This is a genomic window from Pseudoalteromonas sp. MTN2-4 (genome assembly GCF_042848605.1).
Classification (GTDB): Bacteria; Pseudomonadota; Gammaproteobacteria; order Enterobacterales; family Alteromonadaceae; genus Pseudoalteromonas.
This window is the reverse complement of sequence record NZ_BTGK01000002.1, coordinates 174,601-201,277: the sequence shown is the minus strand read 5'-3', so window position 1 is coordinate 201,277 and position 26,677 is coordinate 174,601. Positions and strand designations below refer to the sequence as shown.

Genomic DNA, 26,677 nt, shown 5'->3' with positions numbered 1-26,677 from the left:
GCTTAACCAGTGAGCAAATTTGCTGATATATCCAAACTGCCAGAATGTATGTCGAAAAATCCGAATCGTTTAAACCCAGTGCTAATGGATGTTAAGTGCTTTTTTAAACTTATATTTTACAGAGCGCCAATGGGTCATTGGGGTGGTGGGCGCTGACTCTATCAAACTGTCGAAGTCTATATCAGCAAAGTTTAACTCGCCGTCGTGAGCCAAAATAACAGACTTGGGCTGAAGTAATTTAATTGCCAGCAACGAGTTGCGGTAACGTCGCGGATAAAACAGTGGAAATGGTGGTATTAATTTACCTTTAACTTTAACCATTAAATCAGCCACATAAACACGCTCTGATGGAATATGATAAGCGGCAATGTCGCGGTCGGTGTGACCAGGAATGTGCATGATCTGCCAGTCATCAAACCCTGGTATGGTCATGCCGTCTGCGAGAAAATGGTCAGCACGCAACTTTCTTGGGTAAAACAGATTTTGTTTTTTCTTCCCTTTTCGACCGGCAACATAAAGCGCGAGTAACATATCAGTCCAATGCATTAACATGCCATCTAGGCCGCGATACCATTGCCCCGGTGCATTACATGCAGCAATTTTTGCCCCTGTGGTTTTAGCAAGTTTATGTGCGCCACCGGCATGATCAGGGTGCATATGAGTCACGAGAATGACTTTTAAGTCACCAATGGCACGATTGAGTGTTTGCGTTATAAAGCTCAGTACAATGTCATGATCTGCACGACAGCAACCATCAAGTAACATGAGTTTATCGTGATATTCAACAAGATAAATTGTTTGTATATAACCTTCTATTTGATGAATTTTCATTAAGATACTCCCCAACGCGCTAAGCATTTTTATAACTCATCTGACCACTTTGTGCAAAGTTTAGTGCTCATCTAATTCAGCATAATCTTGCTTTTTCTGTTCACAGTGTTCAGTGACACATGAAAATGTCTGCAAAGGTCGAGCAAAATCATGCCATAAATGGTGTTCGGTTTGCTGAAGTGAGTTAGGTTGATAGCTATTATCTAAACTTGCCCTTTTCGCGACACTGTGGTGCACCACAGGCGTTAAGCTAGGGTCGATTTTATTGTCTTTCATCACACAACAAATTCGGTCATCTAAGGTTAGCCAATCAATAAAGAAAGTACGGGTTTGTTGATGGTTGAGGCCTAACTCATTGGGAGATAGAGATAAATCGTCGTGACTGATGGTGCCTTGAAGTGCATCGGGGCAAGCTTGTTTGAGACAATCGCTATCTGTGATGTCTAAAGTAAAGTGCGGTAAGCCATGCGACTGTTGCATATGTTTGAGCCAATTAATGGCATAACCAAGTGCGACATCAGCGAGGCCATCCATTTTATATCCGCCCCCAACATCTGAATGAGCACCAGCAAACCAAATTTCTGTGATCCTATTTGGATCATGGTTCATCAAGGTTGGCTGAAAGGCTTTACGCTTTTCATCAAGGCTGACTAAATGAGTGGCGTGTTTGACTAGGTTTGAAATGGTGCGACCATGCTCAAAAACGACTGAGAATTTAGGGCGTTTGCGAGTGCTTAAATCGGGTAGACCGATGCTGGCAACGGTATCAAATACACATAAGAATATGAAAGGGGGCATGTTGTCATTGCTAATGGCATGCTCAATCAAAGAGACAAATCGCCTTGCTAAAGCCGCACCGCGAGAGAACCCAGTGATTAATACGATGTCACCCGTTCGATAGTGGTTTAAAAAGTCATTTCTCGCTTTATTGAGAATGTATGACACATCCCATGAATTAAACGCTAAGCCTTGATTAATAAAGCGGTTAAACCAGCCGCCATACGTACCTACCCCTTGATAGTAAAAGCAATGTGCGATGTTGTTGCGATTTGACAGACCATAGTGCTCACCATCACGGTGTAGGTTACCACCCATTAAAAAGTGCAGCTTTAAGATATTACTGATGCTGGCATCTTTTTGTTCATCATATTGTTTTGCATCTTCAGGCTCATTACCTGTGCCATCAAAATTAAAAACGATCAGCCTACTCATTCTCTTCCTTAGACAATGTATTTTTGGCAATAAAGGCTAGTAAGCGCTTTATTTCGGATTAAGTCTCTAGAGTAACCCCCACAGCATGCAAGGTCATTACTCTCCTAGGTAGCTGATTACTATATCAATTGTCTTTTTTCATTGCACCTCAGACTTCTTCAGAGCATAAATAGTTTTTATTTTTGCAATTGATTTTGCAAATCAATCTCATTTGCATTATATTGCATCGCGATTCAATAATAACCAATTTAGGCTCTCTTATGACAAGTCGTGTATTTAAGTTAAGCGCTCTATTCGTTGCTACTTCAGCAATTCTTTCTGGTCATGCTTTTGCGGATGATGGCAAAAAAGACATTGAGAAAATTCAAGTATTAGGTGACAAGCACAGTAATTATTTGGCAGTTGAAGCAGAAACAGCCACAAAGCTCGGTATTTCAATTAAAGAAACACCGCAATCTGTGCGAGTGGTGACGCGTGCGCTGATGGACGACTTTTCATTAGACGATGTGAATCAAGTACTAGAAACGACACCGGGTGTCTCAGTTGAGAAGATAGAAACAGACCGCACTTATTACAAAGCACGTGGCTTCGATATAGTGAACTTTCAGGTAGATGGCTTAGGCTTACCGCAAGAGCGAGGCTCACTTCAGGGCACGTTAGATACTGCGATTTATCAGCGCATTGAAGTTGTGATGGGTGCAAACGGCATGATGACAGGCGCAGGTAACCCGTCAGCCACAGTTAACTTTATTCGTAAACGCCCAACAGCCGATTTACGTGCTGATGTGTCAGTAACAGCAGGCTCATGGTCAAATAAACGTGTTGAAGCTGATGTGTCTGGCAGCTTTAATGATATGGTTTCTAGCCGCGCAGTTGTGGTAAAACAAAAGCGTGACTCTTACCTAGACCGCTATGCGGTAGATCGTGAAGTATTTTATGGCATTACTGAATTTGCTTTAACAGACACAACGACATTAACGACCAGTTTAACGTATCAGAGCAATGATGCTGACAGCCCTCTTTGGGGCGCATTAGCGTTATTTGATAACAAAGGTCAGCCAACAAACTATGATGTTTCTACTTCAACAGCAGCAGATTGGGCATATTGGAACAACACCTCAAAACAAGCATTTGTTGAACTTGAGCAATATATTGGTGATGAGTGGAGTGTCATTGCACGCTACGCACATACACAAAACGAGCAAGACTCAAATCTATTTTATGTGTATGGCACGCCAGATGCAGAAACAGGCTTAGGTCTAACAGGTTATGCCAGCGATTATCAACTACGCGACAGATTAAACTTATTCGATGTGTATGCGCGCGGTAGCTTTGAGCTGTTTGGTCAAGAGCATATTGTGGCTTTTGGTGCCAGCGAAGCTGATATGTATTACTTTGATCGCTCTTTATATGATTATCAAACCGGTAATGGTTTCCCGCCAATGCCTAACATGAATGAGTGGAATGGTGTTGCGCCGGTGCCAACTTTGGTTGATATAAACCCAGCAGCCCCAGGTTCTGATGTACACAGTGAACAAAGTTCTCAATATCTATCTGCGCGTTTTTCTCTTACTGATGATTTAAAATTACTCGCTGGTCTTAGATACACAAATTGGGAAACACAAGGGGTATCATATGGCAATAATAAAGGTCGCAAAGAGAGTGATACAACTCCGCATATTGGTCTAGTGTATTCAGTCAATGACGATATTAATCTATACATCTCAGACACAGATACTTTCGCGCCTCAAACCGAGACTAACGCTAGTGGTTCTCAGTTAGCACCAATTATTGGTGATACACAAGAATTGGGTGTAAAAGCAGAACTATTCGACTCGAGGTTGATGCTAAATGTAGCGCTATTCAATGCAGAGCAAGTGAACATCGCTGTTGCAGATGTGGCAAACTCGACACCAGATAATCCAATACACAAGGCGGCACCAGGGATACAATCTAAGGGCTATGAAATCGAGTTAAGTGGTGAATTGGGCTATGGTTTCAGTGCGCACGTAGGTTATAGCAATACAGATATTGATGTGTCAGACACTATCAATGCAGGCAACGTTGAAGCGCAACTTGTAAAAGATTACACACCAAAACAAGTATTTAAGCTAGCAGTGAAACATGACGTTGAAGCCATTGAAGGGTTAAGCTTTGGTATGAACATGCGCTGGCAAGATGAGATCAGCCGCATACAAAGCCCTCAACCTTTAGTTGTCACTAAGCAAGACGCCTATGCGATTGTGAATTTTATGGCAAGCTACGACATCAACGAGCAAGTTAACCTGACCTTCAATGCCAATAATGTATTTGATGAGAAGTACATTAACTCACTGTATTGGGCACAAGGCTTCTATGGTGCACCTCGTAACTATGCATTGACTCTAAATTGGTCATTGTAAGTTTTTAAAAAGTTTAAGGCCGCTTATGCGGCCTTTTGTGGTTTATAACCATATGAGGGGCAATCAAAAATGAAAAAAACACTCCATTTATGGCATCGCTATCTAGGATTAGTCGTCGCCATTCCACTTATCATTATTTCTTTAACAGGCAGTATTTTAGTTTTTAAAGAAGAACTCGATCATTGGTTAATGCCAGAACTTGCAGTTGTTGCGGGCGAAACAGGGAACAGACTAAGTTATGACGAGTTAAGAGCTGAGCTCAACAACCAGCTTCAAGGCTATGAAATTGGCAGTTGGGAAGTTTTTGATGATGGTATAACAGCAGATCGTGTATATGTGCTCAAGCACGGTACGAGTGAATGGTTTAAAGTCTATCTTGATCAATACCAAGGAGTTGTGCGCTCTGAGCCTGTTGCGGTCAATCATTACCTAACAGACTGGCTGCTTGATTTGCACTATAAGTTTTTGATTGGTGATACCGGGCTATGGATCACAGGTGTCGCATCACTCATTTTGCTCTTTATGGGCATTTCCGGGCTAATTATTTATCGCCAGTTTTGGAAAAAGTTTTTTACTCTGAGATTAAAGGTGAAACGCATTGCATTATTTAGCGATATTCATAAGTTAGTTGGCATTTGGTCAGCGCCTGTTTTATTGGTGATTGGTTTCACAGGGGTATATTGGAATATTTCTGAGATTATTCATCATGAGCTTGAGCATGGTGAAGAACATCAATATGTGATCACTGAAAGACTCTACAATCACCAGCTTTCACTCGATAAAATGGTGGCTGAATCAACTCAGCAAATGAGTGGGTTTAGGCCAACTTATTTACTTTTTCCATATGAGCCTGAACTTCAAATCACATTCTTTGGAGAAGTAAGCAACACCAGTTTTGTCACCAGCGAATATGCCTCTACGGTCAGCTTTAATAAGCAAACAGGTGAGCGAATGTCGAATTATGATATTCGAGAAGCGCCGTTCTTCTTGGTGGCGATCGATAGTTTTCGAAAACTTCACTTTGGCTATTTTGCAGGTTTACCAAGTCGTATTTTTTGGTGTGTAATTGGTTTAACGCCGCTTATCTTTGCTGTTACAGGCTGTTATTTGTGGCTAAAAAGAAGAAGGCCAAAGAAGCGTTTATCAGCAAAAACACAATTAGCTTAGAAGTGTAAAAGCCAGAACCGTTTCTGGCTTTTAAATTAATTAAACTACTGCTGGAATTCGTATACTGAGCCTAAGTTCATAATTTGTGTAAGCTCATCTAACGCTTGTTGAGACTCCTGCATTAAACTTGGATCAGCCAAGTCAGCTTCTACCAAGCGGTCACGATAATGTTTATTTACCCACTGGGTTAATCTGTCGTATAACGTATCGGTCATTAAACAATTTGGGTTAACTGCGTCTAATTCTTGCTGTGATAATGCAACTCTTAACCTCAGACAAGCCGGCCCTCCGCCATTTTGCATACTTTGTTTTAAGTCCATATAAATGACTTCGTTGATAGGGTTGCTGGCTTGGCAAAGTGCCGCCAAATAGCACTCTACAGTATCGATTGTTTGGCATTCGCTCGGAGCAATTAATGCCATTCCGCCATTTGGCAAGCTTACTAGTTGGCTGTTGAAGATATAGCTTTGAACAGCTTCATCAACACTCAAATCAGCGTCAGAGACTTCGATTAAATGTAGCGGGCGTGAGCCTGTGTAATTTTGTCTGATTTGCGCAATGACTTTTTTCTGTTGATAGAATGCTTGTTCATGAAATAAAAATACATTCTCATTGCCAATGGCGATCACGTCATTGTGGAATACACCTTGATCTATCACTGCAGGGTTCTGCTGAATGTAGAGCGTTTGCGCTGGATCTAGTTGATGACTTCGGGCAATTGCTTCACTGGCTTGACGAGTTTGCCTTGCTGGGAAAACCTGTGGTTTTACTTTGCTATTCATATCTTCGCCATATACAAAAAGCGCCAACCCTGAATGACCATAACTATCGGCTAAACGGGTGTAGTTTGCGGCGCCTTCATCTCCAAACAGGGGGTGTTGTGGTAAAGGTGCATGATGCGTAAACACAGATTCATCTGCAAAAGTGGCTTTTAAAATTTTGCTGGTGGTTTTTGCTTCAATAGCGCGGTGAATTTTATTGTTCAAATTCGCTGGGGTGAAATGCACTTTTCCGTCGCCACTGTCTGCACTCGGTGACACGGTTGCCGCATTGGCTGTCCACATAGAAGATGCCGAATAGCATGCTTTTAAAAATTGCGGTGCTGATTTTGAAGCCTGAGAGATGACATTGGCATCTGAGCCTGAAAAGCCTAGGCTTCTTAATGTGATCAAATCAGGTCGAGCATTGGGTGCTAAAACGCCTTGAGGTAAACCCATCTGGCTAAGCATATGCATTTTCTCTAAACCCTGGAGTGCGGCTTTTTTTGGGTTTGCGACTTTATTGGCATTCGATTTTGATGCCACATTGCCATATGACAGCCCTGCATAATTATGTGTTGGTCCAACTAACCCATCAAAATTAACTTCAGTGTAATTCATAGTTGCCTCATTATGGTGCAATTGTGCACTATTTTAGTGTTTTTTTTATCCCGATAATTAGCTCTGTAATTAAAAAACCAATTATTTCATTGGTTTATTTTTGAGTTAACTATATTTAACTATAATTATTTCAAGCTATATGCCAAACAGTTTAATTACACAGTATAAAGACGATTAATCCGGTATACCTCTATGGCTATTAATCAAGGCAGAATAGTCAATAAGTGATACTGACTCGAAAAAGGATAAGCCATGCTCTTGAAATTAAGTGCGTTTTTGAATCATGCAATTTTTATATTCAATGATGATCCTCTCACTGTAGGTGAAGTCCTGGTTATTCCTTTATGGTTAACAGTATGCTTTTGGTTAGTACGAACTATAGTTAAATCTGTTGAAAAGCGCTTAAGTCAAAAAAAGCGTGACCCTAATATTATTCAACTAACACGAAAAATCATCGTCATTGTGTCTATGGCGATTATCTTCTTGACAACCCTATCAATGCTTAATGTACCTATCACCGCATTTGCGTTTTTATCAGGGGCGATTGCCATCGGTTTTGGTTTTGGTGCGCAAAATATCATTAATAACTTCATCAGTGGCTGGATTTTAATTGGTGAAAAACCCATTCGAATTGGCGACTTCTTAGAGGTTGAGGGTGTTAAGGGCATAGTTGAAGAAATAAATACCCGCTCAACGCGAATTCGCCGTGTTGATGGTGTGTATATGCTTATCCCAAACAGCAAACTGCTCGAAAACACGGTGGTAAACTGGACGTTAAGAGACAGATTAGTGCGTGGTACGGTGAGAGTAGGCGTGGCTTATGGTTCTGATTGTGAGCTAGTCGCGAAGCTAATGTTAGCTGCTACGAAAGCCCATGACAAAGTGTTGGATGATCCCGAGCCTTCGGTTTTTTTCATAGATTTTGGTGATAATGCATTGGTCTTTGAGTCTTATTTTTGGATCAACTCAACTGTAGAAGGGGGGCTGAGACTAGTTTCGAGTGATATTCGTTTTGCCTTAGATAAAGCATTTAAAGACGCTGATATCGTGATTGCCTTCCCACAAAGAGATATTCATATCGATGGTGAATTGAAAGTCACTAGATAAATCGTTTTAATAGAACAGACCTCATCACAAGGCCTTTGAGAGAAAAGTCCATTGAATGTTATTTATTCTACGGCCATTTTTTAATGTGAAGCTTTTTATGTGATTTTACTGGGTAATTTCGTCGTGGGGTATCAGGTGCAGATAGCCCGATTGTCTTGTATATATTCAGTGATATGTTGTTTGTTTTAGTGGTGGCACAGGTGACTAATTTTCTTCATGATAGATTGTTGAGTTAGATTGCAACGGGCATAATTAAGCAAGACTGTTCAGCCATGACCGATCAGCATATTACTGAATAGTACCAAGCCATAGCCAAACACAGCTCCAAGTGGTGGTCCCCAATGTTTCTTGAGCTTAGACTGCGGGGCAATATCTTGGAAATCAAGTATAAAATCCCGCCAGATGCAAAGAGCATGATATCGCCTAACATGGCTTGATGTCCTGCCAACACGTAATAACCAAACAATCCAGCTAAGGGGCCTAATGGCACCAATAAGAACATAATCATCAAAGTGGTTTTAGTACTCTTATTTTGTTCTTTTAATTCGCGAAAAGCATTAAAACCCTCAGGTAAATTTTGTAAACCTATAAGCAGAGCGAGCATTAGGGCAGAAGATGAGCCAGTGGCGACTAGACCACCTAATGCAATTGCTTCGGGCACAAAATCTAATGTCATACCCATTAATTGAGGCGATTTACGGCGTTTGAGTCCCAGTTGTCGCTCTATAAAGAAAAAACTCAGTGCCCCTAATAACAAAATCGCAATTGCAATGAACTGATTTGGTAAATTATGCATGCCTTCAGGCACTAATACGGTTGTTACTGCACCCAATAAAATGCCACCGCCAAATGCGATAAGAAAATGTCTAAGCTCTTTTTCTAGCCAATAAGGGCGAATAGATTCAATACTGGCAATTAAACCGCCAATAGGGGTGCATAATCCGGCTAAGCTGGTGAGAAGAATAATATCTAGATATTCAGGCATATTTGCGCAGCCATTTAAGGACCCCATCAAAGCAAAGCCCCTTCAATATAAAAGATAAGTTCAACTCTGCTAAGGGTTTTATTGCATGTGTTTAGCTTTACATTTTGGTGGTTGGCGACTAGTTTTTTATATTAACTGTGTGGCTAAAAACACACATATTTACCACTTTGAAGTGGGTTATCATTTTATTTTGTCACCTACCAAGAGATGCCATGCAATTATCAACTGTCACGTTATTATTAATGAGTGGTGTCGGTGTATTTACTTCTGCTGTTTCTTTGATTTTTCTGTGGCTGGCAAACAGAGATATCATAGCGGTGCGTTATTGGGCCATATCATCTTGTTTCCTGATGACAGGCTTATTGTTATTTAACAGCCAAAGTGTTTTACCAGAAACCCTTAAATATGTGCTCCCTAATTTTGTGGTACAAACGTCATTTTTGTTTATTTTACAAGGTACTTACCGAGCTTGTGAGCAAAATGTTCCAAAAGTTGAACTCGCAACCTTTATAACTTGTTACGTCGTACTGCATCTTTTTTTGACCTTTATTTACCCCAGTTACCCACTTAGATTTACGCTTGGAGTAACGACTGTTTTGATTTTTCTGAGTTGGGTTTTATGGTGTTCATATCGTTATAGCCAAGGACGTTTTAAGGTCTCCAGCTTTTTGATACTACTTAGTGTCGTGATTTTATTTGCAGTGTCATTCAATAAGATCATCGATATGAATTGGCAAGGGGTGACTAATCTTCAGCAAGATGACTCTATAAAAGCCCAGTGGTTTATTATTGCTTTGTTTATGAGTCAGCTATTGTTTAATTTCGCCTTTGCGATAATGACGGGTGAAATAAGAAATAACAAAAATAAATCAGTTCAAAAACAGCTTATCACCGCCAATGAAGCATTGAAAATTGAAAAAGCACGAGCGGAGAAACATTCAAAACTTAAATCTGAATTCTTGGCAAACATGAGTCATGAGATCAGAACGCCCATAAATGGGGTGATAGGGTGTTTGGAGCTTTTGCAAAATACCACATTGTCAAAACAACAAGATCAATATACTGAACTCGCTTATGCAAGTGCAAACTCACTGCTTGGTGTGATTAATGATATTTTAGACTTTTCAAAAATTGAATCAGGTAAGCTAGAAATCAATAATGAACCTGTTGAGCTACTTGCGTTATTAGACAGTGTCGCCAAATCATTTGCTATAGCGCTGAGTAACAAATCGGTTATGTTATTTGTCGATTGTCACCAAGTCACACATCATAATTTACTATTAGATCCAGTCAGAGTTCGGCAAATACTCAATAACTTATTGAGTAACGCAATTAAGTTTACTCATCAGGGACATGTAAAGTTGATCTTGAGCTCTCAATTGCAACATGATGGTCGGGTTTTAATAAACGGTAAAGTCATTGACACAGGCATCGGAATCGACAGTCAAGCTCAATTAAAACTGTTCAATGCATTTAGTCAGTGTGATGCTTCGACCACAAGGCTTTATGGCGGTACAGGGCTTGGTTTAGTGATAGTAAAAAGACTATGTAATTTAATGGGAGGGGATGTTGAACTAAGAAATAGCTCGCCAGATAAAGGCACTGAATTTGCGTTTTCAATCCAAGCTGGACTTGATGAAAGCATTATTGCGGAAGAACAGTCGTTAAATGTAGCGAATTTAATCGGGTTATTTAGCCCCAATACAACATTTTCATCAATTCTGTTAAGTCAATTTGAATCGCGAGGCTTAAAGTTAGATATTTTGGATTCAAAATTTATTTCCCAATCACGCTATGACTTAATCATTTTAGACTTAGTGAATTGCTCTGATACGGGGTTAGAAAGTACATATTTACTTGAAAGTGCTCAAAGACAAGCTCAGCAAGTAAGTATAATTTGTGATGTGAATAGTAAATTACCAAATAGCCAACTGGTTAAAGGATCAGGGTGTGCGGTTTTCTACCATCCTTTTACTTGTTATGACTTAATGCAGCTATTTACAAAGAAAGTTGAGCAAATACCAACGACAACATTGGTGGTTGAAAATGAAGGTAGAGCAAAACGCTTGGCAGGATTAAAAATATTGCTTGCCGAAGACAACAAGGTCAATCAAGTCGTTGCTACGAAAATGTTGAGTAATTGGCAAATAGAATTCGAAATAGCGAATTCAGGGCAAGAAGCTCTAACTATTCTTGAAAATTCGGAAAGTGGTAACTTTGATCTGATTTTAATGGATTGCCAAATGCCCATTATTGATGGTTATCAAGCAACAAAAGAGATCCGAGAAAACCCTAAATATAACAAATTTAAATCTATTCCAATTATTGCTTTAACCGCGAACGCAATGAACGGAGACAAAGAAAAGTGCCTACAAGCTGGTATGAGTGGTTATGTGAGTAAACCAATAGAAGTTGGCAAATTAAATGCTGAAATAATGCGCTTAATAGCGCCTTTCCACAAAGAGTCATCAGGGCATAGCTAAATAAGATTAAAGTGGAGAATTTAGAAACTAGGTGATAATCTGAACATTGAATAATAAAAAGGAGAAAACATGGATCCAGTTAGCCAAATTGTAGAATTTGTATTTCAAGTCGAATTCTTTCTACTACTTTTTGTGATTATCGTCTTAAAGAGTAGCATCAAATTTGTACCACAAAACCGTGCTTGGATGGTTGAGCGTTTTGGTAAATATCAATCAACCAAAGAAGCGGGTTTAAACTTTATTGTCCCTTTCATTGATCGTGTCGCTGCGGATAGAAGCTTAAAAGAGCAAGCGGTCGATGTACCTTCTCAGTCAGCCATTACCAAAGATAACATCTCGTTAATTGTTGATGGTGTTTTATATTTCAGAGTGTTAGATCCATATAAAGCGACTTACGGCGTTGATGACTATATTTTTGCGGTTACCCAATTAGCGCAAACTACAATGCGTAGTGAGCTGGGTAAAATGGAGCTAGACAAAACTTTTGAAGAACGTGATTTACTGAATACTAACATTGTTGCTGCGATTAACTCAGCATCAGAGCCATGGGGTATTCAGGTTTTACGTTATGAAATTAAAGACATTGTGCCACCTAATTCTGTAATGGAAGCGATGGAAGCTCAAATGAAAGCAGAACGTGTGAAACGAGCGCAAATTCTAGAATCTGAAGGTGATAGACAAGCGGCCATTAATGTTGCCGAAGGTAAAAAGCAAGCACAAGTTCTTGCAGCTGAAGCAGATAAAGCTGAGCAAATTTTACAAGCCGAAGGTGAAGCAAAAGCAATTTTAGCCGTCGCTGAAGCGCAAGCGGATGCACTTCGTAAAGTCGGTGAAGCTGCGAACACAGAGCAAGGTCAAAAAGCCATTCAGCTCGACTTAGCAACCAAGGCGATCGGTGCCAAAGAAGCGATTGCTAAGGAGTCATCGGTTGTGCTTTTACCAGATAGTGGCACTGATGCAAGCTCTTTGGTTGCACAAGGTATGTCGATTATCAACTCGTTAAATCAAAAACAAAAAGGCTAGCCTATGGAATTTTTGACAGACAATATTGCGCAAACACTCCTTATATTGGGTGTCATAGCACTGATTGTTGAAGTGGCAGTGCTTGGCTTTGCCACTTTTGTGCTGTTCTTTATCGGCCTTTCATTGGTGTTCAGTGGTGCCTTGATGTATGCTGGGTTACTCGATGCAAGTTGGATCACCGCCCTTTGGGTAAATGCCATCATTACTGCAGGCTTGGCAGCACTACTTTGGAAGCCGCTTAAAAGGTTACAAGAAAGTCGTGAGTCAACTGATGTGCACAGTGATTTTGCTGAGCTTACTTTCACCTTAGAACATGACATAGATGAGCATAACGGTTATAGATATGCTTATTCAGGCATAGAGTGGTTAGTTAAGAGTAAACAACCTCTGTGCAAAGGCAGCGAAGTCAAGGTCGTGAAAAAAGACGTCGGTGTATTTTGGGTTGAACTTCAATAAAGAGGGAGATAACCCGCATTTTTAACTTGATAAAAGCAGGCGAAAGCCTGCTTTTTTGCTATAACAGCTGTACTAAGAGTATTTATTACTTTGCTTGCTGAAAATAATCGGAAGCACTTGAAAAATAACACAAGGCAATGATAAACCCAGTCATTAATGTATCTATACCAAAAAGCAGATCTTCTATCTGATTAGTAATAACCGTTTCGTTGCTTAATCCAGGTACAATGAGTGTAAAGGGAATACAGATTACATAAATAAAACGCCCAATGTTGGAAAAAAATAATAATGAAATGTTTGCACAAAAGGCAATAAGAGTGGCAACCAAAGAGATCCAGTCAAGCCATGTAAGTACGTTTTCTGACGTATCTAAGAATTGTTGAATCAAATCTGGGTATTGGTAGTCTTTAACAGCCGAGTAGCTTATTGCAATTAGTACCGAGAGGAGGCTCAGTGTAATAAAAAGTCTAAAAGTGGTTTTATTCATTTCCATTTATTTACAGCCCTTGCTCAACCATTTCTTTAACTTTGACAGCTTTTTCGAAGTGATCTAATTGATGCGTTTGTATCCACCAAGTGGCGGCTTCCATCAGTTGCTCTGGTTCGTCGTTTTTATTAGCGAAAAAAGCGTAAAACGACACACCGACAATCTCTCCCTTTTTCGCTATCTTTTGTTCACACACAGAGATGATTTTATTTCTTAAACTTTGACGCATTGATATTCCTTGTAGTCACATTAATACCTCGCCTTAAATAAAATCACTTGATTAATAGGGGGTGGTATAAATTTCACTGGCATATTAACTGAGAGTACTATGTTTATGAAAGCTATAAAGTTTAATGAAGGTGAAAAGAACGTGAGCAGGACATAGTGATAAAAAATAATCGGCTCAACATCCTGTAGGAGCCGATCATGACGCATCTAATTTTTATTGTTGTTATGACTCTGCTTTATTGCAGAAAGTATTTTTTATCAAGTAATTATGAATTGATTATGGAGGGAATATGGATTTACAAGGTTTATCTTCTTTTAAATTGTGGCAATTAAGAGGGAATTTATGAGAATTAAATGAAAAGGGTAATCTAGAACTGCTTTGTGATAGTATCACGTAATTAGAGTCGTGTTTAAAGTCGAGTTGACTTACAAATGAGAGGATAGAAAGTGGAACCTATTATTGTTGTCGTTGGTTTTCTTGGAGCTGGAAAAACCACGTTATTAAAACGTTTGGTCACTGAATACGGCAAAGCGAATTGGTCACCTTTTGTGGTTTTAAATGATTATGAAAATGCCAATTTAGATGCTCAGCAGTTTTTGGATATGCTTGATGAGAAAAGTTTAAAAGCACTGAATGGCAGCTGTATTTGTTGCAGTGGTATTGGCGAGCTGAGAGAGTCGGTTAACCGAATTCCTGAGCGAATAAATGGTATTACACTCATAGAAGCGAATGGCACAACTGATGCGTGTGCCTTAATGGGATTTCTTGGTGTGGGCATCGAAGCGCGTTTTATGCCTCCTGTGCAAATTTCTGTAGTTGATGTTAAAAATTGGCAATTGCGAGATGTCCATAATGAACTTGAAGCGAATCAAATACAAATCTCGTCGTTGATCACACTGTCGCACACTGACTCTGTAAGTGAAGCACGTTTGGCTCAAGTTAAAAGCGATATTCGAGCGATTAATCCCACTGCAGAGATCATGCTTTGTGAAGAACTAGAAATTAATAAACTTCCTGAGCTGTTACCATCGAGTAATAGTGCAGAAAAGCTTGCGCATCATAAGTCACATTGGTCTTCATGTTCAGTTGATTTACCTAACTTACCAGATCCTATTTGTATCAAAGAAATCTGTGATGCGATCCCAAGCAGCGTGATCCGAATTAAGGGTTGTACAGTTTTAGGCACAGAGCCCGGTTATACTTATTTTGAACGCTGTCCGGATGGTGAAATTTATGTCAGGCCTTACCGCGGCAAACCCACCACCGGGGCGAAGTTACTCACTGTAGGGCCTGGCAGTGATGCGTTGTTGCTAGAATCGGCTATTCAAAATAGTCTAGAAGCTGTCAAATTACGACAAGCAAAATAGCTTAGCTCGAGGCATACAGTCGGATTGCTAGCTATTTTGTGTAGCTAGCAACCTGATTGACAGAAGTTTCAAAAACTGCTGTTTTGCTAGTTGGTGTTCATCGTTATTAAAAAACGCGTCTTTATTTTGTTCATCAGAAAAACGAATGGTGAATATCTAATTTGAGCTTTGGTTGCTAAGTTTATCTTCGCACTCGCTCTTAACTCCTAAGCTCTAGAACATTTTAAATCATATTCAAGTTCACCATTGAAGCGACTTTAAAATAGACTCATTACAGCAACATATTGGTTATGTTACCGATTTTTTCACTCCAAGTTCGATTAAATCTTGAATCTCAGATATAAATTTATTGGTTAAGTTTTACAGCGTTTACCATTTTTTGAAAAGTGCTGTTTGAAAGTGTCTTGATGCAAGTTAACATTCAAGTATTAATAATAAATCTAATAAAAAGGGATTGTTTTGTAGTTTAGAGAGTTTGTTTTTCTTTCATCAAAGCGAGTTTTTGCGCTTGCTTTGTTGTTTATTTCGGTGTCCTTAACGGGCTGCACTTTTTTATTTGACGAGGCCCATGGTTACCGTGGACCTGTTGAAATAACCATTAAGACGGAAGATGGTTCAATTCCTCAGTTCCCCTTTTTAATTGATACTGGATACGCTGAACCAGGTGGACATGGTGGAAGTGGTCATGAAAGGGGATATGATTATTTAAAGTTGGCATATGCCGGTAAAGTCGTCACATTACCAAGAGAGCGTTTAGACTTATTACAACCTAATGCATACGCTATGGTTCACTTTGTAGTCCGTCATCCAAATTATCATATACAAACTTTAAGTGTAGGTTTGGGCCCAATTGACGCTGATGACCCTCACAAGCTCACAATTACAGTTAAGCCATTTGAAGACATGATGCAAGTGATAGCAGAGCGTGCAGAAGTCCACAAAGTTAATCGAATGCAATTTCAGCCGGATTCCAGAGAATACAAATCAGCGGATTACAATTATCGCAGGGTACGCTATGTGCTAGGTAGGGCAATACATAGTCAAATAGATAAAACAAGAGACGTATACCTACCTGAGCTACCGTTAACTCTTTAACAAGAAGTAATTGATAAGTATCAACCAATTTTCAAAAAGTGGTATTACAGTGTGCCAGAGACTGACTGTCATAACCAAGTGCTCTGTAAGTATCAAATATTAGAATCTCGAAGGAAAGAATATAAAGGGTTGTAAATCCGAAGGAGTGTTGTTTTAGGTACATTGTTTGGTGAATATGTCGGCTGTTATCCATTAAAAATAGCTGACATATTCAACTCTTTTATGGCATTTTTTAGCGAACAATACCAATTTTCTTAATTAAGTGATCTATTTTGAGGCAAGGAAAACTTATCGATAGCACCGCTCACGCATCCTGCTATCGCTGAGGTACCTACATCCATGTAGGCAAGGCTAAAATTTTGCGATTTAGTTGTTCTAAATGAGAAGTTTTTAACGATGCTAGCGTCAGTTTAAATCCCTAAAAATGATTAAGTATCACTGCGTATTGGTATAAAGTTCTTGCTGATTCGTTCTTTTCTCTCATTTTCTTCCATTAGGGTCTGAACACTATGAAATTTTATCGAGTCCGTTTCGATTTCGATAAATTGTTTTTCGGTTTCGAAAATAATATTTCTATATTTGCATAATGGTTTCTTAAAATCTATATTTTTCATGCTCTTATGTTTTGGCATGGCACTTGATTTAACTACTGTACTAAAGATTAAAAACAGTATGAGATCGAGTTATGGATGTGGTCGTAAAGCCCAAAAAAAACACCAAACGGCATCTAAGCATTTTAGCGTTTGTGTGCTTGCTACTGGCGGCCTGTGTTTGGCTATTTTTGCAACCAAGTCATGCACAGCAAATTAAAGCAAACGAGATTTGGTCGGCGAAGGTCGAGCAAGGTTCATTAAATTTAGAAGTGTCAGGTTTTGGCCGTTTAAAGTCGAAAAAGCCGCGTTTACTCACTGCCAAAAGTCAGGCAACGGTTGATGAAATTATTTTAAAACCGGGTGCTGAGGTAACTCCCGATAGTGTTATTTTAAAGCTTTCAGATCCGAATATTACCCAATCGGTGCGCGATGCAAAGCGTGCTTACATCGACAGTCAAAACCAGCGTATTCAAACGGGTATTAACCAAAAACGCGAATTACTTGCTCAACAAGCAGAATTAGCTCGCATCCAAGCAGATCTCGAAAGTGCCGAACTCGAAGCGAATGCACAGAGTCAATTGGTCAGCAAAGGTATTGTCTCTAATATCGACTATCAACGTACTAAATTACAAGTCAGACAGTTAACTCGACGTTTAGAGATTGAAACTGCTCGCATTACCCAGCTTGAAGCCCTGCACGCAGCCAATTTAAAAATTGCCGATTCTAATATTTTGGCACAACAAGAAGCATTAGATTTAGTACAACAACAACTCGACAGCCTAACTGTTAAAGCGGGTATTCATGGTGTGGTGCAATCACTAAGTGTGGAGCTCGGGCAAGCGGTGAATTTAGGGGAACAATTGGCTCTAGTGGGCAGTACCACCGACCTTTATGCTTTGCTGAACGTGCCACAGTCAAAAATGCAGTCTATTCAACTGGCGCAAGCGGTAAGCATCAATACTCGTCGTGGTGAGATCTCAGGGGAAGTGATACGTATTGATCCGGTGATCAACAACGGCAATATTCAGGTTGAAGTGGCACTAAAAGGCGCGTTAACCGACAATGCACGGCCAGAGTTAAACATCGAAGGCACAATTGCTGTGGGTCAATTAGAAAACGCTCTGTTTATTAAAAAACCTGTCAACGTAAAAGCTTTTTCAAATTCCATCTTATTTAAGTTAACCGATAAAGGCTCAGCCATCGCTACTCCAATTCAGTTTGGTGCGGCAACAGACGAGCAAATTCAAATACTTGCTGGCGCACAAGCACATGAGCAGTTTATCCTTAACGATATGACTCGCTGGCAAGCCCATACCCACATTGCCATTGTGAAGTAAGTCAGGCAATCGCGATATAAAAAGGAAAGATCATGAGTAATAACAAAATAAAGCTAACCAATATCACGAAAAAGTTTGTTACCAGCGAGATGGAAACCCATGCATTACGTGGCGTTGACCTAGAAATCAATGAAGGTGATTACGTATCGATTTCAGGCCCGTCTGGCTGTGGTAAATCTACTCTATTATCGATATTGGGATTATTAGATACTGCGTCAGACGGTGAATATATGTTAGCCGGGCACGATGTCAGTAACCTAAGTGTTAATCAAAGAGCGAGTATGCGAAATGAGCATATTGGCTTTGTATTTCAGTCGTTTAATTTAATTGATGAATTATCAGTTTTCGACAACATAGCACTGCCATTACGCTATCGTGAACAGCCTTTATCGCAAGAAGAAATTAAACAAAAAGTGAACGCTTGCTTGGCTAAAGTTGAAATGACGCATCGAGCTGGTCATAAACCGAATCAGTTGTCAGGCGGTCAACAGCAGCGTGTTGCGATTGCCAGAGCCTTAGTAAACGACCCGGCAATTTTACTCGTTGATGAACCAACCGGTAACCTAGATTCTAAAAACGGTGATGCGGTCATGATGATGCTAGCTGAATTAAACCGACAAGGCACCACCATTTGTATGGTAACCCACGACCCAAGATATGCAGATATGGCAAAACGCAAACTGCACCTACTTGATGGCGTGATGGCCGATGAGTTTAAAATGGAGCTGGCGGTATGAGTATCATCAAAGAAGAATTTAAACTCGCAGTCAGCAGTTTATTGCGATTACCGGGGTTTAGCCTAACGGTTATCTCTACCCTTGCAGTGACATTAGCTGCACTTGCGGTGGTGCTGAATATCAATTATTTGGTACTGACTAAACCCTTGCCATACCCGAATGCTGATAAGCTCGTCGTTACCGACCAAAGCGAAACAATCAATGGCGAGACGCAATACGGCTTTCAGATTTTATCGGCGCAGTATCATATTTATAAAGACGAGCAATATATCGAGCAAATGGCTCTTATGAGTTTGTATAGTGCAAAACTAAGAGATCTGCCCGATACACCTTATCTTGATGGTGTTCGTGTAACACCTGAGTATTTTACGATGCTGGACGTGCCTATGCATTTAGGTCGTGCTTTTAATCAACAAGAAACCATTAATGATAAGCAAAGAGTCTTAGTATTGAGCTTTGAAGCTTGGCAGAAGCACTATGGCGCAGATCCACAAGTGATAGGTACTTACACAACCCTTGGTAATGATAAGTATCAGATTATCGGTGTGACAGCGAGTCATTTTCATGCGCCCGAGGTATTTGGTAACTTTTCGATGGATGCATGGTTTAGTTTTGATCAAGAAATTAGTCGTTTAACTAATTGGGGCAGCATAACCGGTGCTATAAATGGCATTGCCATTCTTAAAAATGGCGTATCAATTGACCAAGCAAACTCAGCGTTAGGTGAGCAGATTAATCAATTATATCAAAGTCGTGATGATGTTGCAGTTAACACTGCGATTGGTGCGCATTTTGTACCTATAAAAGAAAAGATTGTCGCTGATAGTGGTGAAATGGCATTGCTACTACTGGCTGGTGTAATCACATTACTTTTTATTGCGGTCACAAATATTTGTAATTTATTTTTATCTCGTGCAGTGCAAAAAAGACGAGTGATGTCGATTCAAGCTGCGTTAGGTGCAAAAACGCAGCATATCTTTTTAGGCATGTTCAGCGAAGCATTACTGCTCTGTTTGTTTGCCTGTGTATTTGGCTTGCTCATCGCGGGTTGGTCTATGGTGTGGTTAGCCAGCGATTTACAATATATGTTTCCAAGAATGCATACTATGATGCTTGATCCTGTCACGATTTCAGCAAGTTTTGCTGTAAGTATACTAATCAGCGTTGTGATGGCTAAGCTCGCTAGTCAGCAAGTTTCTTATAAACAGCTTAATCAAACTTTACAAAGTAGTGGTAAAGGAACTGGTACACAGATATCTAGTTTAACCAGAAATATTTTAATCGCTTTGCAAGTAGGATTAGCCACGGCATTATTAATGGGGGCTACGACCGTATTATCTCCCGCAATTAATAAACTTTTTAAAGATGTTGGCTTTGATGCAACGAATGTAAGCTATTTGCGGGTTGATACAGGCGATTTGAATGAAGGCTACTTTGATGTTGCTCAACAAGTCAAAAGCCAGTTTAAATCATTACCACAGATTGAAAAAGTCTCATTGACAATGGTTTCTCCATTGCAAATGGGGTGGGAAAACTACCTTTACGATCATAATAATGAGATGTTAGGTATTATTAGTGTTGGCTTTGTTGATGAGAATAATTTTGATTTATTGGGTATACCGATGTTGGAAGGTCGAACATTTAGTCGTTTTCAAGATGCTCAAAATGTGCCTCAAGAAATAATCATTAGCAAAGCACTCGCTGAACGTTTGTTTAAATCCGAGTCTGCAATTGGTCAAACATTACAAGCAGCACCAAATGAGCCCCTTACAGTTGTTGGTGTAGTTGATAATATCTATGTGTATGAAAGTGATAGGGATAGATATTTTGAAGAGCGTTATTACTTACCATTTGAAGCCGGCTCAAGGCTAGCTATGACGATTAAACATACTGGGCAATTATCTAAAGTACAGTTAGTCGAAGTATTAAAAGGGGTTAATCCACGACTGAGTGTTTCGTATTATCAAACCCTCGAACATATGTTGACGGTTCGCTTACGAGCACCGAAGCTCGTTGCTATTTTGACGATAAGTTTGATAGCCCTAGCCTTAATCCTAGCTGCCGCCGGTATATATGGTGTGTTGAGTTACAGTGTTCAAATGCGCAGATATGAGTTGGGTATTCACTTGTCCTTAGGGGCACATACGGGGCACGTTATAAGAATGGTACTAATGCAAAGTATGCAACCGGTGTTACTTGGTATCTTAATTGGAAGTGTGCTTTCGTATATTGGATATTTAGTCGGTACTCGGTTTTTATCTATGCACATAACAGGTGAGATAACAGTACTTTTATTTGCCATACCAATTATTGTTGGTATTTCAACATTGGCTTGTTACTTACCGGTACGTTCAATGGTGAGTGCAGATCCCTTGAAGGCGCTTCGTAACGAATAAGCTGCTTTATATAATGCTATTATTTAGGCCTTACACCTAGTCTTAAGAATGGAGTCTAGGTTAAGCTTATCTTAAATTAGTAATCTATTTTTAACAGCAAAAACAAGGAGTAATATGGAAAGCCATGCACCAACATCACAAATTTTAATTGTTGAAGACAGGGCTGATATTCGGCTGAGCTTACGTTTTTTATTGTGTAATCATGGCTATGACGTGTTTGAAGCTGAGAGCCCTATTGCTGCAAGCAGCTTACTAGAAAAGAAAAATATAGATTTAATCTTACTCGATATGAACTTTGAGTTCGATACCACATCAGGTGAAGAGGGCTTGGCATTTCTTCGTGCACAGCAAACAATCCCTTCGCCGCCAATTATCGCTATGACTGCTTGGTCGAGTGTCTCTTTAGCAGTAGAAGCTATGCAATTGGGTGCGAAAGATTTCTTCGCTAAGCCTTGGGATAATCATGCTGTTGTGATGATGGTCAAAAAACATCTTGCTTTAGCACAAATTGATCGTCAAGAAACGATTACTCAAAATGAGTCATTGGTTCAACGAAGTAAAAGAGATAGTTCATCAGACAACAATACAAAATCTATTTTGTGGCACAGCCCACAGATGCAAAAGTTAAAAGCGCAGTTAGAGCGTGTCGCTAAAACCGATGCAACCATATTTTTGCGAGGTGAAAATGGCACAGGTAAAAGCTGTATCGCAGAGTATGTGCACACTCATTCAGCGCGCAATGGTGAGTTTGTTTCTGTTAACATGGGTGCCATTCCTGAAAGCTTGTTTGAAAGCGAGCTGTTTGGACATAAAAAAGGGGCATTTACCGATGCTAAACAAGACAGAGCAGGGCGCTTTGAGCTAGCCAATAATGGTACTTTATTTTTAGATGAAGTTGCGACAATGGGGGCGAATCAACAAGCTAAACTGCTGCGGGTGCTTGAGTCAAAACAGTTTGAACGAGTCGGTGATACGCTGACCCAACAGGCGAGTTGTCGCATTATCGCGGCATCTAATGCCGACTTTGAGGCCATGCTTGCAAGTGGTGAATTTAGAAACGATTTATATTTTAGATTGAACACCATCGAGCTCACCATTCCTCCTCTAAATAAGCGTCCCGAAGACATCATTGTGTTGGCAAAGCACTTTATTGAATTACATGCCAAACAATATCAACTAACTCCGTTACCGTTGAGCAAATTAGCCGAACAGGCTTTGCTTGATTATGCATGGCCGGGTAACGTACGAGAGCTCAGTCATATGATGGCAAGAGCAGTTTTAATGGCTGAAGGTGACGGCATAGATGTGCAAGACCTTGAGTTTAAAGTGCTAAACAATTCATCAAAGAATGCATCTTCAAAAGATGACATTCCCTTAATGACCCTCGAAGATGCTGAGAAAAAGCTTCTCAAAATGGCACTGGCGCAAACTCATAATAATGTAGAACAAGCAGGCGAATTACTCGGTATAAGTAAAAGTGCCATTTACCGCCGGTTAGAAAAGTTTGGTATGTCGACTAAGTAAATTACTAAACAAAAAATAATGAGCCAGCACATGTTCAAACTCATAAACAAAATCACAGAGCGACTAGAGTTACGCTCCATCGAAAGCATACTGACATTGTTTATTGGCAGTTGCATACTTGTTTTGTCCGGTCTGGCGGGGTTTATTCTTTGGTATAGCTCAGCCAGTACCTTAGTGGTTTGCACTGTATTGGTATTATTAATTTGCCCGTTTGCGCTACTATGTTGGTATGTAAGGCGTGCTTTGCTCAACCCTTATTACCGTTTTTCAGCTGTCCTTGAAGCGATAAGAAATGAAGACTATTCATTGCGCGCCAATCCAAAGTTTAATCAAGGTGCTGTGAAGTTGTTGGCAGATGAAATCACCACCATGACGGCAGAACTGCAAAACAGAAAATCGCAATATGATCAACAAGCAGTATTAGTACTTAGACTTATTGAGCAGCTTGCAACTCCTATTGTGGTTTTAAATAAAGAGCATAAATTACACCATGCCAATGAAGCTTTTTCTAATTGGCGCAAGCAACCGTGGCAGACTCTCAGGCATACAAACGCCGATGATTTGGGCTTCATGTTATCCGCAAATAAATGGCAATTAAGTGATGAGTCCCTTATTGCAAAATGGCAGTTACGTCATAGCCAATTCACCATGCAAGAGCAAAGCTATGAATTGTTGGTACTAACTAATATTGAGCAGGTTGTGTATCACACAGAGCAATTAGCTTGGCAGAAAATGACCCGCGTATTGAGCCATGAAATCAATAATTCGTTGTCACCCATTAAGTCGTTAGCGCAAACATTACAAGATATGCTTAAAGGCAATGATGACTTTGCTAAATTAGACCCTGCTTTACAAGTTATTGTTGAGCGCAGTGACGGCTTAATGCAATTTGTAAATCGCTATGCGAATTTGAGCAAACAATTCGATGTTCATATTGTGCAATGCGAGCTCGCACCGTTATTTCAGTCAGTGGGTAATTTGTTTGATTATCCTATTAAGATTAAATGCGATACGCTTTTTGTATTTGCAGATAAAGTATTGCTTGAACAAGTCTTGGTTAATTTAGTGAAAAACGCCATTGAAGCGAGTAAATCGCAACAACTTATTGAGTTAAATGCTTATGAGCAAGGCAAGCAAATTGTGATTGAAGTAAAAGATTCGGGGTCGGGCATTCAAAATACTGATAATTTGTTTGTGCCGTTTTACACCACCAAAGCGCAAGGTAAAGGGATAGGACTTAATTTGTGTAGAAACATGATAGAGCAACAAGGTGCAAAACTAACTCTAAGCAACCGCGAAGATAAAACAGGCGCAATTGCTCAGTGTTGGTTTGACATATAGATACTAACGGATACCAAAAAGATTATCGTCAGAAAAGACTTTCAATAGCTTCACTGGAGCACTTAAACCTGCCTCTGACAGCTGCATCGAGCAAATCCCGTAAAACGTGATATTTACTGTCATGTTCCTCATCAAGGTTGATCATATTCATGGTCCAACGAGAAAAAGTACGACTGGTGGCGGGTTCGAGATAAAGTACCTTGGCTTGCATATACCGGTCGTCATTTTCAATTTTTCTATACAAGTCTTGAATAATGGGTAAGTCACCTTCTAAAACTTGTACAAACCAGCCGCCGTTATAAAACAGACTGCCCGTTACACGAAGATTGATATTATTCTCGCGCGCTACTTTTAAAAGTTTTAAAAAGTCTACGCTGTCTAGCTGTCGACTCGCTTTGCTGAGATAGATGAGTTGATGGATTGACATGCATAATCCCTTATCGGTATCTGATATAATTTTTATTTACAGATTCGAACTGATTAAAACGCAAAACAACCGAACAAATAAAAAGATGTGAAAACTTAATCGATCTTTTTTATACGCTGTGACGTAAAGAATGCCATGTAGAGTTTTTAGGTCTTATTTATGCAATTACCTGTTTTTCCGCTTCCTGTATTTTTGCTTCCTGAAGGAGTAACACGCCTTCGTATTTTCGAGCCGAGATATAAAAAACTGGTATCTATTGCAACTAAAGAGCAAGGCTTTGCACTCACCATTTACAAGCCAGATGCAGAGTTTGAAGTGTCTGAATGGGCGGCTTGGGTTGATATAGTCGATTTCTTTGAAGAAAAAGGTATGCTACACATTGATGTAAAAGCAAAATCGCTTGTAAAGCTCAGTGATATTTTTTTCGACGAAGACAATTTACGTTTTGCTAAATGTGCTCCCATCCCGCATTGGGAGCAAGTAAGTTTAAGTGAAAATCACATTGCGTTAGCCGATAAACTAGAAGAGATATTCTCTTTACACCCAGACATTCAAAGCCTTTACCCATCGCCGCAATTTGATAATCCAAACTGGGTCTGTGCGCGTTATTTAGAATTGCTTCCATTATCTATGGAGCAAAAGGAAGTGTTTGTTGATCAATACAGTTTTGATAAAGCTCAAAACTTCTTACACACCATAATGTTAGGTTAAATTTGTAGAGTGTCCTACAATTAATAAAACTATCTAATCTAAGTGATCCAAATCTATTTCTTAACGTATGTAATACGAAATGCAATTAATGGGTTTAGTCATGGTGAGCACAGAAAACAGGAATCCCCATCCTTCGATGAGCACAACAACAAATTCTCAAACTATGCCTGCTGAAGTGGATGGCAAAACCTTGTCATCTTGGTTAATCAGCGTGGCGCAAGAGCGTGATAGACGTGCCTTTGCTAACTTATTCAAATGGTTTTCTCCAAAAATTATTGGTTTTGGGCGCAAACAATTCAATAACCCTATAATGGCGAACGAGCTATTACAAGAAACTATGACCAATGTGTGGCGAAAAGCACATCTTTACAATGTTGAGAAAGGTGCAGCGACAACTTGGATTTACACGGTTATGCGTAACATCAGTTTCGACATGCTACGTAAAATTCAATCTAATCAAGAAGACACCATCAGTGAAGAGATCTGGCCCTTAGCTGAAGCGCAAAATAGTGATGACCATATGTTTGCCGATCACTTGATGGACAAGCAACTAGCGCAATACCTTAACAAGTTGCCCGAAAATCAGAAGCAAGTTGTTCACGGCGTTTATTTTCAAGAGCTTTCTCAAGAGCAATTATCAAAGCAGCTTAACATTCCACTTGGTACTGTTAAATCACGTTTAAGACTCGCACTGACTAAACTCAAACAACACATAGGAGCAGACTATGATTAAGCACCACCCTAAATTAGAACTGCTCGAAAGCTATGTGGCTGGAGAATTACCTGCTTCAGTTAGCGTCATGATTGCTGCGCACTTAGAAATGTGTCCTAAATGTCAGCAACAAATCACAGAGTTGACAGCAAAAGCAGCCGATAAGTGCTTCGACAAAGATGCGTTTGCTTTTGATGAATCAGAAATACAGTTCGACTTTGATGCTTTTATTGATGACGTAACAGAAGACTCCAGTATCGATGAATTTGTTGAACCTGAGCCTCAAGAAGTTAAAGTAGCAGATACGCCATATTGCCTACCTCAGGTTCTATGTAACTTAGAGCGTTCTAACTGGATGAACTTAGGTAAATTGTCACGGTCACGCATCGAGCTGGAAGACGGCGATTTACGTATGAGTTTGTTACACATAGACGCTGAAGGCTCTGTGCCTAATCATACACATAACGGCTTTGAGATTACCTTGCTTGTTGATGGTAGCTTCGAAGATGAAATGGGCACTTACAATCGTGGTGATTTCATTTGGCTCGATGGTAAAAACACGCATACGCCTTTTACTAAAGAAGGGTGTTTGTGCTTAACTGTATCTAGTGACTCGCTTCACTTTACTCAAGGACTTAGCAAACTGCTTAATCCAATTGGTAAGTTTATTTACTAG

At 39.8% G+C, this 26,677-nt stretch carries 23 protein-coding genes; 16 read left to right on the top strand and 7 right to left on the bottom strand.

Translation table 11 applies throughout. The features are described 5' to 3' along the window. Positions 1 to 81 precede the first annotated feature (81 nt). Positions 82 to 831, bottom strand: coding sequence for an MBL fold metallo-hydrolase (locus ACGHEH_RS05910; protein ID WP_390442822.1), 750 nt, complete (start codon positions 829 to 831; stop codon positions 82 to 84). 60 nt (positions 832 to 891) lie between these two features. Further along, positions 892 to 2,043 (bottom strand): phospholipase effector Tle1 domain-containing protein, encoded by a 1,152-nt coding sequence (locus ACGHEH_RS05905; RefSeq protein WP_390442819.1) that lies wholly within the window; start codon positions 2,041 to 2,043, stop codon positions 892 to 894. Between the two features lie 260 nt (positions 2,044 to 2,303). Between ACGHEH_RS05905 and ACGHEH_RS05900 the strand changes: the two genes are divergently transcribed. Both ACGHEH_RS05900 and ACGHEH_RS05895 read left to right on the top strand, forming a co-directional pair. After that, positions 2,304 to 4,445 carry a TonB-dependent siderophore receptor gene (locus ACGHEH_RS05900; protein WP_390442817.1) on the top strand — a complete coding sequence of 714 codons (2,142 nt, stop codon included), beginning with the start codon at positions 2,304 to 2,306 and terminating at the stop codon, positions 4,443 to 4,445. A gap of 69 nt (positions 4,446 to 4,514) precedes the next feature. Further along, the gene (locus tag ACGHEH_RS05895) at positions 4,515 to 5,612 is read left to right on the top strand and encodes a PepSY-associated TM helix domain-containing protein (RefSeq protein ID WP_390442814.1); all 1,098 of its coding nucleotides are present in this window, start codon (positions 4,515 to 4,517) and stop codon (positions 5,610 to 5,612) included. 44 nt (positions 5,613 to 5,656) lie between these two features. Here the strand turns inward: ACGHEH_RS05895 and astB are convergent, their stop codons facing one another. Next, a complete protein-coding gene (gene astB, locus ACGHEH_RS05890; protein ID WP_390442811.1) occupies positions 5,657 to 6,991 on the bottom strand; it encodes an N-succinylarginine dihydrolase in 1,335 nt (444 codons plus the stop codon). A 252-nt stretch (positions 6,992 to 7,243) separates the two neighbouring features. On the opposite strand from astB, the gene ACGHEH_RS05885 reads away from it, so the two are divergent. Next, complete coding sequence (locus ACGHEH_RS05885; RefSeq protein ID WP_349286823.1) at positions 7,244 to 8,098, top strand: mechanosensitive ion channel domain-containing protein; 855 nt, start codon at positions 7,244 to 7,246, stop codon at positions 8,096 to 8,098. A gap of 280 nt (positions 8,099 to 8,378) precedes the next feature. Here ACGHEH_RS05885 and ACGHEH_RS05880 read toward each other — a convergent pair whose 3' ends face one another. Further along, positions 8,379 to 9,113: a ZIP family metal transporter gene (locus tag ACGHEH_RS05880; protein ID WP_390442807.1), complete on the bottom strand. Its 735-nt coding sequence runs from the start codon at positions 9,111 to 9,113 to the stop codon at positions 8,379 to 8,381. Between the two features lie 182 nt (positions 9,114 to 9,295). Between ACGHEH_RS05880 and ACGHEH_RS05875 the strand changes: the two genes are divergently transcribed. From ACGHEH_RS05875 to ACGHEH_RS05865, 3 genes are all read left to right on the top strand, one after another. After that, positions 9,296 to 11,566, top strand: a complete 2,271-nt coding sequence (locus ACGHEH_RS05875; protein ID WP_390442805.1) for a response regulator — start codon at positions 9,296 to 9,298, stop codon at positions 11,564 to 11,566. Positions 11,567 to 11,635: 69 nt separating this feature from the next. Beyond that, positions 11,636 to 12,589, top strand: coding sequence for an SPFH domain-containing protein (locus ACGHEH_RS05870; protein WP_390442802.1), 954 nt, complete (start codon positions 11,636 to 11,638; stop codon positions 12,587 to 12,589). Between the two features lie 3 nt (positions 12,590 to 12,592). Next, positions 12,593 to 13,045: an NfeD family protein gene (locus tag ACGHEH_RS05865; RefSeq protein WP_390442799.1), complete on the top strand. Its 453-nt coding sequence runs from the start codon at positions 12,593 to 12,595 to the stop codon at positions 13,043 to 13,045. Positions 13,046 to 13,130: 85 nt separating this feature from the next. On the opposite strand, the gene ACGHEH_RS05860 is transcribed toward ACGHEH_RS05865, so the two are convergent. Both ACGHEH_RS05860 and ACGHEH_RS05855 read right to left on the bottom strand, forming a co-directional pair. Next, positions 13,131 to 13,538, bottom strand: a complete 408-nt coding sequence (locus ACGHEH_RS05860) for a hypothetical protein (protein ID WP_390442796.1) — start codon at positions 13,536 to 13,538, stop codon at positions 13,131 to 13,133. 4 nt (positions 13,539 to 13,542) lie between these two features. Beyond that, positions 13,543 to 13,761, bottom strand: coding sequence for a DUF6500 family protein (locus ACGHEH_RS05855; protein ID WP_390442793.1), 219 nt, complete (start codon positions 13,759 to 13,761; stop codon positions 13,543 to 13,545). A 446-nt stretch (positions 13,762 to 14,207) separates the two neighbouring features. On the opposite strand from ACGHEH_RS05855, the gene ACGHEH_RS05850 reads away from it, so the two are divergent. From ACGHEH_RS05850 to ACGHEH_RS05820, 7 genes are all read left to right on the top strand, one after another. Then, positions 14,208 to 15,128 carry a GTP-binding protein gene (locus ACGHEH_RS05850; RefSeq protein ID WP_390442791.1) on the top strand — a complete coding sequence of 307 codons (921 nt, stop codon included), beginning with the start codon at positions 14,208 to 14,210 and terminating at the stop codon, positions 15,126 to 15,128. Between the two features lie 513 nt (positions 15,129 to 15,641). Beyond that, the gene (locus tag ACGHEH_RS05845) at positions 15,642 to 16,223 is read left to right on the top strand and encodes a hypothetical protein (RefSeq protein WP_390442788.1); all 582 of its coding nucleotides are present in this window, start codon (positions 15,642 to 15,644) and stop codon (positions 16,221 to 16,223) included. Between the two features lie 685 nt (positions 16,224 to 16,908). Then, positions 16,909 to 18,153, top strand: coding sequence for an HlyD family secretion protein (locus ACGHEH_RS05840; RefSeq protein ID WP_390442786.1), 1,245 nt, complete (start codon positions 16,909 to 16,911; stop codon positions 18,151 to 18,153). Between the two features lie 32 nt (positions 18,154 to 18,185). Further along, complete coding sequence (locus ACGHEH_RS05835; protein WP_390442783.1) at positions 18,186 to 18,890, top strand: ABC transporter ATP-binding protein; 705 nt, start codon at positions 18,186 to 18,188, stop codon at positions 18,888 to 18,890. Next, the gene (locus ACGHEH_RS05830; protein ID WP_390442780.1) at positions 18,887 to 21,286 is read left to right on the top strand and encodes an ABC transporter permease; all 2,400 of its coding nucleotides are present in this window, start codon (positions 18,887 to 18,889) and stop codon (positions 21,284 to 21,286) included. Before ACGHEH_RS05835 ends, ACGHEH_RS05830 begins: the two co-directional genes overlap by 4 nt. 114 nt (positions 21,287 to 21,400) lie before the next feature. Next, positions 21,401 to 22,810 (top strand): sigma-54-dependent transcriptional regulator, encoded by a 1,410-nt coding sequence (locus tag ACGHEH_RS05825; RefSeq protein ID WP_390442777.1) that lies wholly within the window; start codon positions 21,401 to 21,403, stop codon positions 22,808 to 22,810. Positions 22,811 to 22,840: 30 nt separating this feature from the next. Beyond that, a complete protein-coding gene (locus tag ACGHEH_RS05820) occupies positions 22,841 to 24,151 on the top strand; it encodes a sensor histidine kinase (protein WP_390442774.1) in 1,311 nt (436 codons plus the stop codon). Between the two features lie 28 nt (positions 24,152 to 24,179). Here the strand turns inward: ACGHEH_RS05820 and ACGHEH_RS05815 are convergent, their stop codons facing one another. Next, positions 24,180 to 24,578 (bottom strand): BLUF domain-containing protein, encoded by a 399-nt coding sequence (locus ACGHEH_RS05815; protein WP_390442772.1) that lies wholly within the window; start codon positions 24,576 to 24,578, stop codon positions 24,180 to 24,182. Between the two features lie 159 nt (positions 24,579 to 24,737). On the opposite strand from ACGHEH_RS05815, the gene ACGHEH_RS05810 reads away from it, so the two are divergent. From ACGHEH_RS05810 to ACGHEH_RS05800, 3 genes are all read left to right on the top strand, one after another. After that, the gene (locus tag ACGHEH_RS05810) at positions 24,738 to 25,289 is read left to right on the top strand and encodes a hypothetical protein (RefSeq protein WP_349286809.1); all 552 of its coding nucleotides are present in this window, start codon (positions 24,738 to 24,740) and stop codon (positions 25,287 to 25,289) included. Between the two features lie 136 nt (positions 25,290 to 25,425). Further along, positions 25,426 to 26,022: a sigma-70 family RNA polymerase sigma factor gene (locus tag ACGHEH_RS05805; protein WP_390442769.1), complete on the top strand. Its 597-nt coding sequence runs from the start codon at positions 25,426 to 25,428 to the stop codon at positions 26,020 to 26,022. After that, positions 26,015 to 26,677, top strand: a complete 663-nt coding sequence (locus tag ACGHEH_RS05800) for a ChrR family anti-sigma-E factor (RefSeq protein ID WP_390442766.1) — start codon at positions 26,015 to 26,017, stop codon at positions 26,675 to 26,677. Before ACGHEH_RS05805 ends, ACGHEH_RS05800 begins: the two co-directional genes overlap by 8 nt.

Bases quoted from the DNA above. Each gene is read 5' to 3' on its own strand.
- ACGHEH_RS05865 (WP_390442799.1), top strand. From the start codon at position 12,593: ATGGAATTTTTGACAGACAATATTGCGCAAACACTCCTTATATTGGGT.
- ACGHEH_RS05800 (WP_390442766.1), top strand. From the start codon at position 26,015: ATGATTAAGCACCACCCTAAATTAGAACTGCTCGAAAGCTATGTGGCT.
- ACGHEH_RS05815 (WP_390442772.1), bottom strand. From the start codon at position 24,578: ATGTCAATCCATCAACTCATCTATCTCAGCAAAGCGAGTCGACAGCTA.
- ACGHEH_RS05855 (WP_390442793.1), bottom strand. From the start codon at position 13,761: ATGCGTCAAAGTTTAAGAAATAAAATCATCTCTGTGTGTGAACAAAAG.
- ACGHEH_RS05905 (WP_390442819.1), bottom strand. From the start codon at position 2,043: ATGAGTAGGCTGATCGTTTTTAATTTTGATGGCACAGGTAATGAGCCT.
- astB (WP_390442811.1), bottom strand. From the start codon at position 6,991: ATGAATTACACTGAAGTTAATTTTGATGGGTTAGTTGGACCAACACAT.
- ACGHEH_RS05820 (WP_390442774.1), top strand. From the start codon at position 22,841: ATGTTCAAACTCATAAACAAAATCACAGAGCGACTAGAGTTACGCTCC.
- ACGHEH_RS05900 (WP_390442817.1), top strand. From the start codon at position 2,304: ATGACAAGTCGTGTATTTAAGTTAAGCGCTCTATTCGTTGCTACTTCA.
- ACGHEH_RS05910 (WP_390442822.1), bottom strand. From the start codon at position 831: ATGAAAATTCATCAAATAGAAGGTTATATACAAACAATTTATCTTGTT.
- ACGHEH_RS05805 (WP_390442769.1), top strand. From the start codon at position 25,426: ATGAGCACAACAACAAATTCTCAAACTATGCCTGCTGAAGTGGATGGC.
- ACGHEH_RS05840 (WP_390442786.1), top strand. From the start codon at position 16,909: ATGGATGTGGTCGTAAAGCCCAAAAAAAACACCAAACGGCATCTAAGC.
- ACGHEH_RS05825 (WP_390442777.1), top strand. From the start codon at position 21,401: ATGGAAAGCCATGCACCAACATCACAAATTTTAATTGTTGAAGACAGG.
- ACGHEH_RS05810 (WP_349286809.1), top strand. From the start codon at position 24,738: ATGCAATTACCTGTTTTTCCGCTTCCTGTATTTTTGCTTCCTGAAGGA.
- ACGHEH_RS05895 (WP_390442814.1), top strand. From the start codon at position 4,515: ATGAAAAAAACACTCCATTTATGGCATCGCTATCTAGGATTAGTCGTC.
- ACGHEH_RS05870 (WP_390442802.1), top strand. From the start codon at position 11,636: ATGGATCCAGTTAGCCAAATTGTAGAATTTGTATTTCAAGTCGAATTC.
- ACGHEH_RS05875 (WP_390442805.1), top strand. From the start codon at position 9,296: ATGCAATTATCAACTGTCACGTTATTATTAATGAGTGGTGTCGGTGTA.
- ACGHEH_RS05860 (WP_390442796.1), bottom strand. From the start codon at position 13,538: ATGGAAATGAATAAAACCACTTTTAGACTTTTTATTACACTGAGCCTC.
- ACGHEH_RS05885 (WP_349286823.1), top strand. From the start codon at position 7,244: ATGCTCTTGAAATTAAGTGCGTTTTTGAATCATGCAATTTTTATATTC.
- ACGHEH_RS05835 (WP_390442783.1), top strand. From the start codon at position 18,186: ATGAGTAATAACAAAATAAAGCTAACCAATATCACGAAAAAGTTTGTT.
- ACGHEH_RS05830 (WP_390442780.1), top strand. From the start codon at position 18,887: ATGAGTATCATCAAAGAAGAATTTAAACTCGCAGTCAGCAGTTTATTG.